Annotated in this window: 11 protein-coding genes; 4 read left to right on the top strand and 7 right to left on the bottom strand. The window is 58.0% G+C overall.

The annotated features are described in order from the left end of the window. Positions 1-98: 98 nt before the first annotated feature. Entirely contained in the window at positions 99-1,325 is a 1,227-nt protein-coding gene (locus MLE19_RS09800; RefSeq protein ID WP_240717998.1) for an ROK family transcriptional regulator, read from the top strand. Between the two features lie 61 nt (positions 1,326-1,386). Here MLE19_RS09800 and MLE19_RS09795 read toward each other — a convergent pair whose 3' ends face one another. The 6 genes from MLE19_RS09795 to MLE19_RS09770 all read right to left on the bottom strand — a co-directional run bounded on the left by MLE19_RS09795 (position 1,387) and on the right by MLE19_RS09770 (position 8,882). Beyond that, positions 1,387-2,163 carry an SDR family oxidoreductase gene (locus MLE19_RS09795; RefSeq protein WP_240717997.1) on the bottom strand — a complete coding sequence of 259 codons (777 nt, stop codon included), beginning with the start codon at positions 2,161-2,163 and terminating at the stop codon, positions 1,387-1,389. Positions 2,164-2,183: 20 nt separating this feature from the next. After that, the gene (locus tag MLE19_RS09790) at positions 2,184-3,929 is read right to left on the bottom strand and encodes an IlvD/Edd family dehydratase (RefSeq protein WP_240717996.1); all 1,746 of its coding nucleotides are present in this window, start codon (positions 3,927-3,929) and stop codon (positions 2,184-2,186) included. Between the two features lie 31 nt (positions 3,930-3,960). Further along, positions 3,961-4,968, bottom strand: coding sequence for an L-arabinose ABC transporter permease AraH (araH, locus tag MLE19_RS09785; RefSeq protein ID WP_240717995.1), 1,008 nt, complete (start codon positions 4,966-4,968; stop codon positions 3,961-3,963). A 61-nt stretch (positions 4,969-5,029) separates the two neighbouring features. Next, positions 5,030-6,523, bottom strand: coding sequence for an L-arabinose ABC transporter ATP-binding protein AraG (gene araG / locus MLE19_RS09780; protein ID WP_240717994.1), 1,494 nt, complete (start codon positions 6,521-6,523; stop codon positions 5,030-5,032). A gap of 57 nt (positions 6,524-6,580) precedes the next feature. Continuing rightward, positions 6,581-7,576 carry an arabinose ABC transporter substrate-binding protein gene (locus MLE19_RS09775; protein WP_240717993.1) on the bottom strand — a complete coding sequence of 332 codons (996 nt, stop codon included), beginning with the start codon at positions 7,574-7,576 and terminating at the stop codon, positions 6,581-6,583. A gap of 64 nt (positions 7,577-7,640) precedes the next feature. Continuing rightward, the gene (locus MLE19_RS09770; protein WP_240717992.1) at positions 7,641-8,882 is read right to left on the bottom strand and encodes an aldose epimerase family protein; all 1,242 of its coding nucleotides are present in this window, start codon (positions 8,880-8,882) and stop codon (positions 7,641-7,643) included. A gap of 146 nt (positions 8,883-9,028) precedes the next feature. Here MLE19_RS09770 and MLE19_RS09765 point away from each other — a divergent pair, with 146 nt between their 5' ends. The 3 genes from MLE19_RS09765 (at position 9,029) to MLE19_RS09755 (ending at position 12,712) form a co-directional block, all read left to right on the top strand. After that, the gene (locus tag MLE19_RS09765; RefSeq protein WP_240717991.1) at positions 9,029-9,970 is read left to right on the top strand and encodes a LysR substrate-binding domain-containing protein; all 942 of its coding nucleotides are present in this window, start codon (positions 9,029-9,031) and stop codon (positions 9,968-9,970) included. Positions 9,971-10,121: 151 nt separating this feature from the next. Further along, on the top strand, positions 10,122-11,108 hold the full coding sequence (araD1, locus tag MLE19_RS09760; protein WP_240717990.1) for an AraD1 family protein: 987 nt from the start codon (positions 10,122-10,124) through the stop codon (positions 11,106-11,108). A gap of 29 nt (positions 11,109-11,137) precedes the next feature. Beyond that, entirely contained in the window at positions 11,138-12,712 is a 1,575-nt protein-coding gene (locus MLE19_RS09755) for an aldehyde dehydrogenase (NADP(+)) (RefSeq protein WP_240717989.1), read from the top strand. Positions 12,713-12,731: 19 nt separating this feature from the next. Here MLE19_RS09755 and MLE19_RS09750 read toward each other — a convergent pair whose 3' ends face one another. Beyond that, the gene (locus MLE19_RS09750; RefSeq protein WP_240717988.1) at positions 12,732-13,682 is read right to left on the bottom strand and encodes a Gfo/Idh/MocA family protein; all 951 of its coding nucleotides are present in this window, start codon (positions 13,680-13,682) and stop codon (positions 12,732-12,734) included. Positions 13,683-13,688 lie beyond the last annotated feature (6 nt).

Below are 13,688 nucleotides of genomic sequence, written 5' to 3'. Positions count from 1 at the left end.
TCGCATTTTGGCCATCACGTAAACACTCCACGATGTGGGGCGCCGAGTGATCGCTAATATCGGCATTTTTTTCATCACGAAACATAACGGCACCCCCTATGGCCCTCCCGTCGACCGAGACCAGCCGCCATGACAATACCCTGGCGGTGATTCGTACCCTGCGTGACCAAGGGCCGGTTGCACGTGTCGATCTGGGCGCGCTGAACGGTATTAGCTCTGCCACGGTGACCTCCATTAGCACCGAATTACTTCAGCAGGGCCTTATCAGTGAGCGCCCACCCGAAACACCCCGCCCCACTGGGCGAGGGCGGCCTAAGACGCTGATTGAACTCAACGCCCAGGCCGCCTGCGTGGTATGCATCAAGCTATCGATCAATGAAATTCAACTGGTGGTAGGCGATTTCACGGGGCAAGTCCGTCACAGTGAACACCATACCGTGTCCACCTTGACGCTAAGCGCTGACGATTTGGCAGTGCTACTGGAAGAGAAGATCGACGCCGCTTGTGATCAACTGTTGGGGGGATTTCAACGCTTGGCGGGAATCTGTCTGGCGGTGCAGGGCGTCGTATCATCGCAAAACGGAACGATTATCTGGTCGCCCGCTTTGAGTTTTCGCAACGCTCGGATCTCGGCTCGTCTTACCGAGCGGTTTCACTGCAGCGTGCTGCTGGAAAATGATGCTAACTGTATTGCCAGCGTGTTGGCAGCAAAGCCCGATTATGCGGATTGCCCCAATATGGTGGTCATTATGCTGGGCTACGGCATCGGGATGTCAGTGTTGATTAACGGCGTGCCATATCTGGGCGCTAATGGCTCAGCGGCGGAGTTTGGACATAGCAAATACCAACCGGATGGCGCCTTGTGCGCCTGCGGCCGACGAGGCTGCATTGAAGCTTATGCCAGCGACTACGCGCTCTACCGCGCCGCCGCCGAGCATTTAAACCTCCCCGCTGGCGATAGCGCCCACCCCTCCGAACAGCAGATGCAGGCGCTTACCCAACTGGCGATGAACGGCGACCCGGCGGCGCAACGCATCTATGCCGAAGCGGGACGGGCGCTGGGTATTGGTATCGCCAATATCCTGGCGCTGTTCAACCCTGATCTGGTGTTGATTACCGGTTCCGGCGTGCGCGGCTTTGACGCCATGCAGGCCACCATGCATCACGCCATTGATGAAGCCCTGGTGGCCGAGCTGAGAGGCACTACCCGCATCGAAAGCTGCGCCTGGGATCGCGACATGACCTGCATGGGAGGCATCGCCATGGCGCTAAACGCTACCGATGGCGAAACGCTGCTCGAAAGCCAAACCGCCCGTGAAGCCTAGGCCGACCGATTAATGGCAGCGGAGGCTTATCAGTGTGTCCAAGCAGTTAAGCATCGCTTCGTCAGTCGTGATAGACCACACTGCGCCCACCATCAATCGTTAAGCAGCTTGCGTTGATAAAGCGCGCTTCATCTGAGGCTAGAAAGACCGCCGTCATGGCCACTTCCTCGGGTTGCCCTAGCCGCCCCGGCGGCAACAACGCTTCGATGCGGGCCTTGGCGGCGGCGGGGTCGTCGAAGATTTGCCAATGCGCTTCTACCGCCGGGGTGGCGATATAGCCCGGCGCGATGGCATTAACCCGCACACCGCGGGAGGCATATTCGATACCAAGTGCTCGGGTCAAACCAATCAAGCCGTGCTTGGCGACCGGGTAGGGAAAACAGCCGGGAATAATCGAGAAGCTATGGGTGGAAGCAATATTAATAATGGCGCCTCCGCCCTGCTCCAGCATATCGGGCAGCACCGCCCGGCTGCAGTGCCAAGCGCCTTCCAAATCCACCGATAAGCAGCGCTGCCAGGCCTCGTCCGGCATGGCAAGTGGCTCATGGAAAACATTCATTCCTGCGTTATTGACTAGGGTGGTTAAGGGCCCGGAGAGCTTGCGAGCCTGCGCCACGGCGGCTTCCACCGCCGCCCGTTCGGCAATATCGGCGACCAGCCCCTGCGCGTGGTGACCTTCACCACGCAACTGCGCCGCCAGCCGTTCGACGCTATCGCCCTCCCTATCTAGCAAGGCGACCTTGGCACCTTCGCGTACACAGGCTTCGGCAATGGCACGGCCGATGCCGGTGGCTGCCCCGGTCACGAGAATATGCTTGCCGGCCAGTCTGGCGGTCATCGCGCCTCCTTTACAGTTAATCAGTGCGAATGACGCGGCACATCAGCGCCTCGGCAGCCGACCAGGAAGTCGAAGTCGCAACCTTCGTCCGCTTGCAGCACCCGCTCTATATAGAGCTGGCGGTAGCCACCCTGGCTGGCAATTAGGGTTGAGGCGGCGGTGGGGTCGCTCTCGGCCAGGCGCGAGGCCAGCTCTTCATCGCTGATCTCCAGGTGCAGTCGGCCACTTTCGCAGTCGAGTTCGATCCAGTCGCCGTTGCGCACGGCCGCAAGCGGGCCGCCTGCCGCCGCTTCCGGGGCTACGTGCAGCACCACGGTGCCGTAGGCAGTGCCGCTCATGCGGGCATCAGAAATGCGCACCATATCGGTGATCCCCTGGGCGAGGATTTTGGGCGGCAGGCCCATATTGCCCACTTCCGCCATGCCATGATAACCGCGGGGGCCGCAGTGCTTCATGACCAGAATATCGTTGGCTTCCACGTCCAGGTCAGGGTCATTGATGCGCGCCTTGTAGTCGTCGAAGTCTTCAAACACCACTGCACGGCCGCGGTGCTGCATCAGTTCCGCCGTCGCCGCCGAGGGTTTGAGCACCGCGCCGTTGGGGGCCAGGTTACCACGCACCACGCAGATGCCGCCGTCAGCGGTGAGGGGGTTATCCAGTGGTCGGATGACTTCGTCGTTATACAGCGGGGCGTCTTGGACGTTTTCCCAGAGGGTTTTGCCGTTGACGGTTAAGGCGTCCTTGAAGGGCAGTCGGTCGGCCTCGCCCAGGCGCCTGAGCACTGCAGGTAGCCCACCGGCGTAGTAGAACTCTTCCATTAGAAAGCGCCCCGAAGGCTGCAAATCCACCACAGTGGGGGTACCGCGCCCTACCCGGCTCCAGTCGTCCAGTTTGAGATCAACGCCGATGCGTCCAGCAATCGCCTTGAGGTGAATCACCGCGTTGGTGGAACCACCAATGGCGGCGTTGGTACGGATGGCGTTATCGAAGGCTTCCTTAGTGAGGATTTTGGAGAGCCGCAGATCTTCGTTAACCATCTCGACGATACGGTTGCCGGAGAGGTGCGCTAGCACGTAACGGCGCGAATCCACCGCTGGAATCGCTGCGTTGTGGGGCAGCGAAGTGCCTAGCGATTCGGCCATGCAGGCCATGGTGGAAGCGGTGCCCATGGTGTTGCAGGTGCCCGCGGAACGGGACATGCCCGCTTCGGCGGCCATAAAGTCGTGGAGCGATATTTCGCCTGCTTTGACCTGCTCCGAAAGTTTCCAGACCACGGTACCCGAACCAATATCCTTACCTTTGTGCTTGCCGTTGAGCATTGGTCCGCCAGTGACCACGATGGTGGGAATATCGCAGCTCGCCGCGCCCATCAGCAGCGCCGGGGTGGTTTTGTCGCAGCCCACCAGTAGCACTACGGCATCAATGGGATTGCCACGAATCGCCTCTTCCACATCCATGCTGGTCAGGTTACGGGTAAACATCGCCGTGGGGCGCAGGTTGGATTCGCCGTTGGAGAACACCGGAAACTCCACCGGGTAGCCGCCTGCTTCCAGCACGCCTTTTTTCACGTGCTCCGCTAGCTTTCGAAAGTGGGCATTGCAGGGCGTTAACTCGGACCAGGTATTGCAGATACCGATAATGGGCTTGCCCTGGAACTCATGGTCGGGGATACCTTGGTTTTTCATCCAGCTGCGGTACATAAAACCGTTTTTATCAGCGGTACCGAACCACTCGGCGGAACGTAGGGGCGGCTTGCGATCAGACATAGAAAGTCTCCGTGAAGATAGGGAAAAGGCGTTAGGCCCGCTGACGACGGGTTTGCTTCCAGCGATCAAACAGCACCGCCAACAGCAGAATCGCGCCGCGCACCAGATACTGATAAAAGGTGGGCACATTAAGCAGCCCCATGGCGTTCTGCACACAGCCCATAATCAGCACGCCGACCACCACGCCGGTAATCGTGGCAACACCGCCGGATAGCGCCACGCCGCCCAGTACACAGGCGGAAATGACCGCCAGCTCCAAGCCCATGGAGGTATTGGGATCGCCCAGGCCCATCCGCGATGCCAGCAACACGCCGACGACCCCCGCGACGACGCCCTGGAGGCCGAAGACAATAATTTTCAGGCGGCGGACGTTAACCCCCGCCAACGCAGCGGCTTCTGCATTGCCCCCAGTGGCCAGTACGTTGCGGCCAAAGGCCGTCATGTTGAGCACGATGCCAAAAATCACAAAGCAAGCCAGCATGGTCCATACCGGCAGCGTTAAGCCAAGAAAAGAAGCGCTACCCAGCTCAAAGAAGGCCGGTACGGTAATCATCACCGCGTCGCCGCCGGAGGTTATATAGGCCAACCCGCGAACAAACTCCATGGCCGCCAGGGTCGCAATCAGCGCGTTAATACCGAACCTGGCAATCACTATTCCATTGAAAACACCCACTGCGCCCCCGGCGACAACCCCGCCGATCACGCCGATAAACACGCTACCCGTGCTGGAGGTCACTACCGCGGCGACCACGCCAGCAAAAGCCACCGTAGAGGCCACCGAGAGATCCACCTCGCCCAGCGCCAATACCAGCATCATGGTAGAGGCGAGGCTGCCAATCAGGGTGATCGAGAGCAGTAGCCCGACCATATTGCGTCCGGACAGAAACCCGGGGATAAATATCGCCAGAGCGATAAATAGCAGTAAAAAAATGGCAATCATGCCTGACGTATCGAGTAGGGTACGCAGCGGTTTGGCAAGCCCCTGGCGCCCCTTTGGACGTGCAGGCGCATCCCCTTGGGTTACATTGTTAGTTGTCATGATGTTTATCCTGAACGTGTGTTCTTAACGTTTGCTCTGAAGAGCTTATGGCATAAGCCCATTAGGCTGGCAGTGCTAGCCCCAGCAGACGTTCTGGGGTAGCCGACTCCCTCGGCACAACGTCCACCAGTTGGCCATCGCGCATCACGGCAATGCGATCACAAATGGAGCTGACTTCGGCAATATCGCTGGAGATTACCACCACGCTTTTGCCCTGCTCAGCCAGGTCGTAAAGCAGTGAGTAAATATCCCGTCGTGCGCTCACATCGATCCCCCGAGTCGGCTCGTCCATAACAAACAGGTCAATCTCTTCGGCGAGCCAGCGGGCCAGAATCACCTTCTGCTGATTGCCCCCTGAGAGTTTGCCGATAGGTGAGCGCGGGCCCGGTGTTTTGATACTGAGCTGTTGGATATAGGATTCAGCGTTGCGCCGTTCGCGGCCGGTGTGTCGAAAAATCCCCCAGCGTTTAAAAAAGCGCCGACAGCTGATATTGAGATTGTCGGCCACACTGGCGACGGGAAAAATACCTTGGGATTTGCGGTCTTCGGGGCACATGGCAATGCCGGCGCGGATTGCCTCGCCGGGGCTCTTGAAGCGCCGCGACTCGCCGTTAAAGATCACACTACCGGCTTTGGGAGCCTCGACCCCGCAGACCAGCCGGAGCAACTCGCTGCGCCCGGCCCCCACCAATCCAAACAGCCCAAACACCTCACCGCGCTTGACGGAGAAACTCACCGGCGCCTTGAGACCACGCCCTTCGATGGCTTCCACGCTCAAGACCACCTCGCCCTGTTCGCGAGCCCGGTAGCCATAAACATCGTCGATATCGCGGCCGACCATCTCACTCACCAGCAGGTCGTGATTCAACGACGACATATCCTCATGGGTGCGAATATGCTTGCCGTCACGGAAGATGGTGACCGCATCGCACATCTCAAACACCTCCTCCATGCGATGGGTCACATAGAGCACCACCCGGCCTTCATCGCGCAGCCGTTGAACGATACGCTTGAGTTGGCGGGTTTCCTGAATCGAGAGGCTGCTGGTAGGTTCATCAAAGGCGATCACCTTAGCGTCGCGCAGCAGCGCCCGACCAATTTCAATCATCTGCTGCTGACCGATAGAGAGCTCGCGTACCTTGGTCGAGGGATGGATGCCTCCCTCGCCCAAATCGGCCAAAATCGCCATGGCTTTTTCTTTCAACTGGCGGCGGTCAACAAAACCTCGCCGCGACGGTAGCTGACCTAGCAGCAGGTTTTCAGCCACCGACATATTGGGCGAGAGCGTTAACTCCTGATAAATAATCGCGATCCCTTCGCGCAATGCCTCACGGGCGTTACTGAACACATGGCGTTGTCCGTTGATCCACAGCGCGCCTTCCTCCACGCGATTAACGCCACTCAGCACCTTGAGTAGGGTGGATTTACCCGCGCCGTTCTCGCCCATTAGGGCATGCACTTCCCCAGCGTGGGCGGCGAAGCTCACCCCATCCAGCGCGCGCACACCGGGGAACACGACGCTAATCCCGTCGAACCGTAAATAAGCATCAGACATGCAGTAACACTCCAGCAGTTAGCCCGTTACATACCATGCTCTTAACAAACCCACTTGTTATAGACCCAGCTCTTCGCGCACTTCCTGCCAATTGTCACGGGTCATTAGCGTGCCGGAGGTTTCGGTATTCGCCGGTGGTTCTTGATCCTCGCTAATCCAGCGGTAGAGATCTTCGGCGGTCTGACGGCCATGCATAGTGGAGCTAACCGCCACGGTGCCGTGAAAGCCGGTAGGGTTATCGCGGGAAAACTCAGCAAAAGCAGCACCCGAGCCGTTAATACCCACCCCGATCACGTTCTCAGCTGCCAAACCGTACTGTTCGGTGGCCCTGACCCCGCCGAGAACACTCTCCTCATTGAGAGCGTAGATAATCCAGTGTTCATAATCGCCATACTGAGAAAGTACCGGCGAGGCCGCTGAGAAGGCACTGGCGGTATCACTGTTTTGCTGGGGCGCATCGAAAATATTGTCTTCCGGGAAGCCGGAGGCTAGCAGCGCCTCTGTCGCGCCATCGGTGCGCTCTACCGCCGTGGGGAGTTCATTGTTGGTAATGCGAAGTGCAGCCACCTCTTCTGGGTTCCAGCCGCGGGCTTCCATTTCGGCGGCAATCGCATCGCCCACCTGCTGACCAATCTTGTAACCGGACATGCCCAGGTGCGGTACGCCTTCCATCGGTTCACCGCTGGAATTAACAAACTGATCGTCCACGGTGACCACTTTCATACCGTACTGGTTGGCGCGGTTCATTATTGCGGGCCCCAGACGAACATCCGGTGGGCAGATTACGAACCCATCGGCGCCCTGGGCATAGAGGTTATCAATCGCGCTGAGCACTTCCTGGCCGTCTTCACCGCCGAGGCGTACCACGTCGAAGCCCAGCTCTTCACCTAACTCGGTGGCCGCCCGTTGTTCATTAATGAACCACGCCTGCTCGGGCTTTTTAACGATAAAGCCAATCTTCACCTCATCTTCCTGGGCCTGCACCGAACCCAACGAGGCCAACATAATCGCGCTACTAAGGGCTAAACGGGTCAACGTCATCGTTAATTTCATTGTTATACTCCTAAGATTTTAAGCATTGTTTTTATTGATATTTTGGTCTTTTTTTTCAAACCACTTACGACCCTATGTCTTGTTGCGCGGAAAAGCGATAAATCGTGCGCGAACGATACGTCTCACCGGGTTCTAAAATCGTGCTAGGAAATGCCTCTTGATTCGGGGAATCAGGGTAGTGCTGGGTTTCCAGCGCGAAGCCAGAACGATGCCCATAGGCCTGGCCCTGTTTACCAGTCAGATCGCCATTAAGGAAGTTGCCGGAATAGAATTGGATCGCAGGTTCAGTGGTGGTGATCTCCACCATACGGCCGCTCTCGGGCTCCCACACTTTGGTGGCCAGCACCAGCTCATCTGCTGCCGCGTTATCACGGTCAAGCACAAAGTTGTGGTCATAACCGCCGCCGAAAGCGAGCTGTTCATTCTCTTGCTCAATGCGTTCGCCGATGGGTGTCGCCTGGGTAAAGTCGAACGGCGTACCCTCTACCGAACGGAGCTCGCCGGTGGGAATCAGGGTGTCGTTAACCGGGGTAAATTCTGGGGCGTTGATCATTATTTGATGATCAAGGATGGTGTCGCTGCCCTCGCCCTTTAGATTGAAGTAGCTGTGCTGGGTGAGGTTAACCGGGGTGGCTTTGTCGGTCACCGCTCGATAATCCACCATCAGTTCGTCATTATCGGTCAACGTATAGGTAACTTCGGTCTCCAGCCTGCCGGGGTAGCCCTCTTCGCCATCCTCGCTGGTATAGCGCAGCACTAGCCCCGTTCCCTCGTCATTGTCGAACGGCTCGGCCTGCCAAAGCACTTTATCGAAGCCTTGATCGCCGCCGTGTAGATGGTTGCTGCCATCGTTGGTAGCCAACGTATAGCTTTCTCCATCAAGGGAGAACTGGCCACCCGCGATACGGTTGCCGTAACGGCCAATGATGGCACCGAAATAGGGGTTGGCCTGACGGTATTCATCGGAAAGGTAAGCTTCCAAAGAGTCGAAGCCCAGCGCGATATCGTCAAATTCGCCATCTACATTGGGGGTTTTCAGCGACAGAATGATGCCGCCGTAGTTGGTCACCCGCAGCTCGATACCGTTGGCATTGGTAAATTGATAGGCATCAACTTGGCGACCATCCGGCAACTGGCCAAATACCGATTTTTCAACGCCGTTTTCGGCGCCATTTCCAGCTTCCATTTGCGTCTCACTTTGCGCTTGAGCCGCGCTAACCATTAGCAGAACGATACCGGCGCTTAGCATCAGCGTGGATCCAATGCTATGTCTCTGAACGTCTACCTGAGTATTGATGAGTGGCATGATTTTCCTCCTAATGGAAGATCGTTGTTGTTATTGGAACTCCAATTCAGTCACTACAGTAGCCACGTCTTGCATAACCAACCAATATACAAACACCTCACAATCGATATACTTCTAAGTATCAATAACAATGCAAGGCTTATCCCATGGGCGTTCTCGGCGAGAACTGGTTTCTAGACGTGCGACTAAAGTTGCGCCATTTCCAGCTATTTTTAGCCCTGGACGAGCAGCGCAACCTGCACCGTGCAGCGACTCAGCTCAATATGAGCCAGCCCGCTGCCTCCAAGTTACTGAGCGATCTGGAAGCCAATCTGGGCATTCGCTTGTTTGATCGCCACCCACGCGGGCTTACGCCCAACTGGTACGGCGAAATTATGATTCGCCACGCCCACAGCATGCTTTCAGCGTTACACCACACCGGTGAAGAGTTAAACGCCCTAAACGCGGGCAGTGCAGGCACGGTAGCGGTCGGCACAGTAATGGCGCCGGCGGTAACGCTGCTTACCAGCGCAATTGAACGGGTACACCGCGATCGACCGGGGCTAAAGATCAGTGTGGATGTGGATGTCAGCAAAGTGCTGGTACCGCGCCTATTGGAAGGCGAGCTGGATTTTGCGATTACCCGGATACCAGCAGGCGTTGATACCGAGCGCTTCGTCTTTGAGGAAATTGGTGAAGAGGAGCTCTGTTTTGTGTGCCGCAAGGGCCACCCGTTAGCCGATAAACAAACGCTGAACCTTGAGGATATGGCGAGTTATCCGTGGTCGCTGCAACCCGCTGGCGCGTTGATGCGCCAGCGAGTGGACAGCCTGTTCCTGCACCATCAGGTTGCACCACCGCGCCAAATTGTTGATACCGCCGACCTGCTGCTATCGCTTGCCCTCGTCGATAAATCCGACACCATCACGGTGACCACACGAGAAGCCGCTGACCTGCTCTGCACACCACAGCGCTTTCACCTACTGCCCTTCAGCGAGACGCTGAGCGTTCAACCCTATGGGCTGGTGAGCTTGCGTCATCAGCGACTCTCCCCCGGTGCCGCCGTGCTAATGAGCACGCTGCGCGAGATTATTGCCCATGGTGTTTAGCCAGCCATCGCCGCTAGATGATAAGTTCCTCTTTGGTAACAGGCCATTTGGTTACAGGCCATACAAAAGCTTATGTTGAACAGTTTATTTTAATGTTCAACATAAGCTACCCTATGTATCTCTCATAACAACAAGCTTCAGGAATAGCCCTATGCGCTTAATTCAGTGTGATCACCAGGGCCAGGTTCGCGCCGCCCTGGTCGAGAGCGAAGAGCAGGTCAGACTGCTCGACTGCGATACCTACACCTTGGCCAACCGGGCGATTAGCGCCGGTAAGCCGCTCAGCGAGATGGTGACGGAAGCGCTGACCGACACCCGCCTTGATTATCAAAAGTTAGTCGATGATAAGCAGCTGCTACCGCCGCTGACACATACCGACCCGGCCCACTGCTTAGTGACCGGCACCGGCCTTACCCACCTGGGAAGTGCCGATACCCGCTCGGCGATGCATGCAAAAGCCCAGGCCGCTGAAGAAGATATGACCGACTCCATGCGTATGTTCAAACTGGGCGTGGAGGGCGGCAAACCTGACACAGGCCAGCCAGGTGCCCAGCCGGAGTGGTTCTACAAAGGTGATGGCCAGTGTGTGGCGGCACCGGAAGCCGAGATTCTCTCCCCCGCCTTTGCCGAGGATGCGGGCGAAGAACCTGAGTTGGCGGGCCTCTACGTGATTGGCAAAAATGGCCAACCTTGGCGAGTCGGCTACGCTTTGGGTAACGAGTTCTCTGACCACATCACCGAACGCTTCAACTACCTGTGGCTGGCTCACTCCAAGCTACGTGCCTGCAGCTTTGGGCCTGAGCTATTGATCGGCGAACTGCCGACACATTTAGAAGGCACCAGCGCTATTCAGCGCAATGGCGAAACAGTGTGGGAGAAGCCCTTTCTCACCGGCGAGGCCAATATGGCTCATAGTCTGGCTAATCTGGAGTACCACCACTTCAAATACCCGGGCTTCCGCCGACCCGGAGATGTTCATGTGCACTTTTTCGGCACCGCAACGCTGAGCTTCGCCGACGGCATTAAGGTACGCGAAGGCGATCGCTTTGAGATCAAAATCAACGAGTTTGGCCGCGCCCTGCGCAACCCGCTCCGGGTGGAAAAAGACACACCGGCCATCAGCGTAAAATCTCTCTAACTTAATCACCCACCCCAGCAGGAGGAAGTATGACTCTGGAAGGCAAACTACTCATTGGTCAGCAGGCCATCAGCGGCCAACAGGCTGACATTCATGCAGTGAATCCTGCCACCGGCGAAACACTGGCGCCCGCCTACCCCGGCGGCAGCAAAGCGGAAGTCGAGCAAGCGTGTGAACTTGCCGAAGCGGCGTACGCCACTTACCGCGAAACCTCGCTTGAAGAGCGGGCCGTGTTCCTCGAAACCATCGCCAGCGAGATCGAAGCAATCGGCGAAGAGCTAACCGAACGTGGTGTCGCTGAAACCGGCCTTCCCGAAGCTCGCTTGCAGGGCGAACGCGGCCGCACCTGCGGTCAGCTACGCTTGTTCGCCAACGTGGTACGGGCCGGTGAGTGGCTAGATGTGCGCATCGACCCCGCCCTGCCTGATCGCGAGCCGCTGCCCCGCGCCGACCTGCGTCAGCGTCATATTGCACTGGGCCCGGTGGCGGTGTTTGGCGCCAGCAACTTCCCACTCGCCTTTAGCGTTGCCGGTGGCGATACCGCATCGGCGCTGGCAGCCGGTTGCCCGGTCGTGGTCAAGGGACACTCTGCCCACCCCGGCACCTCCGAGCTAGTGGGTCGTGCGATTCAACGCGCCGTGGCCAAATGCAACCTGCCTGAAGGCGTCTTTTCGCTGCTGTTTGGTTCCGGCAAAGAGATTGGCCAGGCGTTGGTCGCTGATCCGCGCATTCAAGCGGTAGGGTTTACCGGTTCACGCAGCGGCGGTACGGCACTGATGGCCACTGCCCAGGCGCGGCCTCAGCCGATCCCGGTTTACGCCGAAATGAGCTCCATCAACCCGGTGTTCTTGCTACCAGAAGCGCTCAAGGCCCGCGGCAAAGCCATCGCCGAGGGGTTTGTTGGCTCACTGAACATGGGCGCCGGACAGTTCTGCACCAACCCAGGGCTGGTGATTGCGGTTCAGGGCCCAGAGCTGGATGCCTTTGTTGAAGCGGCTGGTGAAGCGGTTAAGGGCAGTGCGGCCCAAACCATGCTGACGCCGGGCATTCACGACGCTTACCAGCAGGGCGTTGAACGACTCGCCAACCACGCCAAGGTCACTGAGGTAGCTCGCGGCCAAGCCGGTGAAACGGCTAACCCTTGCCAAGCGGGGCTGTTCGTTACCCAGGCTGAGGCGTTCCTCAACGAACCCGCCCTTCAGGAAGAGGTGTTCGGTTCCACCTCACTGGTCATCGCCTGTGCCGATGCCAAAGAAGTGGCTAAGGTAGCTGCCCAACTCGAAGGCCAGCTCACTATTACCCTGCAAATGGATGATGGTGACTTGGCGACTGCCAAGCAACTGCTGCCCACCCTGGAGCGCAAAGCAGGGCGGATTCTGGCCAACGGCTGGCCGACAGGTGTAGAAGTGTGCCATGCCATGGTGCACGGCGGCCCTTATCCAGCGACCTCGGACTCCCGCACCACCTCGGTAGGTAGCGCGGCGATCTTCCGCTTCCTGCGCCCAGTATGCTACCAGGCGCTGCCGGAAGGGCTACTGCCCGAGGCTATTCGTGATGGCAATCCTGCAGGCGTATCACGCTTGGTCGATGGCAAGCGTGAATAAGAGGGCGTCTCTTGAGACGTTACTCAACGAAGGCGTCGGTGATCTCACGATGACCGTATAGAAACGCATCGGCGACCTGGCGCAGCGGGGCAACATCCACCTCGCTGCGTTTTTTTGCAATCAACTCGTCAAAGCGCGCGTAAAGGCCTTGATATTCACGCTCTTCGGCGTCGACGATTACCTCATCGTCGATCATCAGACGACAGCCGCCTTGGGTAAGACTCAAGCGACTTCCGTCGCTCTCGATATGCATATCCCAGGTTGGCGGGCCACTCTGGCGGAAGTCGAAATCTGCCTCAATCGCTGCCCCCTCAGGGTCCGTAAACGAGAGCTCCGCCGCAATCGGGGTTTGCGCATTGCTCGGCACCAGCAGCCTCGCCCGTTGCAAAAAGAACGGTTGGGGCAAGATGGCGGTGGCAATAGAGAGCGCATTAATACCTGGATCGAAAACGCCCATACCACCCGGCTGCCAGATCCATGCCTGGCCGGGATGCCATACCCGCACATCCTCCTTCCACTCGATCTTAACCCGCTGCACCTGCCGTTTGGCTAACCACTGCTGGGCTTGAGCCACACCGGGAGCAAACCGCGAGTGCCAGGCGGCAAACAGGCTAACGCCCTGTTCTTTAGCGCAGGCAATCAAATCCTCGACTTCACTTAATGTCGCCCCTGGCGGCTTTTCCAGCAGCACGTGCTTGCCACGCATCAGCGCGGCCCGCGCCTGGGAGTAGCGCAAGTGTGTCGGTGTACAAATTGAGACGGCGGTGATGTCAGGATGAGCGTCGAGCATCGCCTCCAGGCCTTGATAGGCGGGTAAATCCGGCAGTGAGGCGTAGGGATCTGCCGTGGCGACAAGCTGGCAGTTGGAGGTAGCGGCTATCGCAGGGAGGTGCTGATCGCGGACGATTTTACCCACGCCCACCAGGCCGAACTTAAAGCCAGAGCTAAAGCCAGAGTTGGAATCAGACATACGCTT

Source organism: Vreelandella neptunia (assembly GCF_022489065.1).
In the GTDB taxonomy this organism is placed as follows: domain Bacteria; phylum Pseudomonadota; class Gammaproteobacteria; order Pseudomonadales; family Halomonadaceae; genus Vreelandella; species Vreelandella neptunia_A.
The sequence above is the reverse complement of the archived record's forward strand: the minus strand, read 5'-3'. Positions and strand labels throughout refer to the sequence as shown.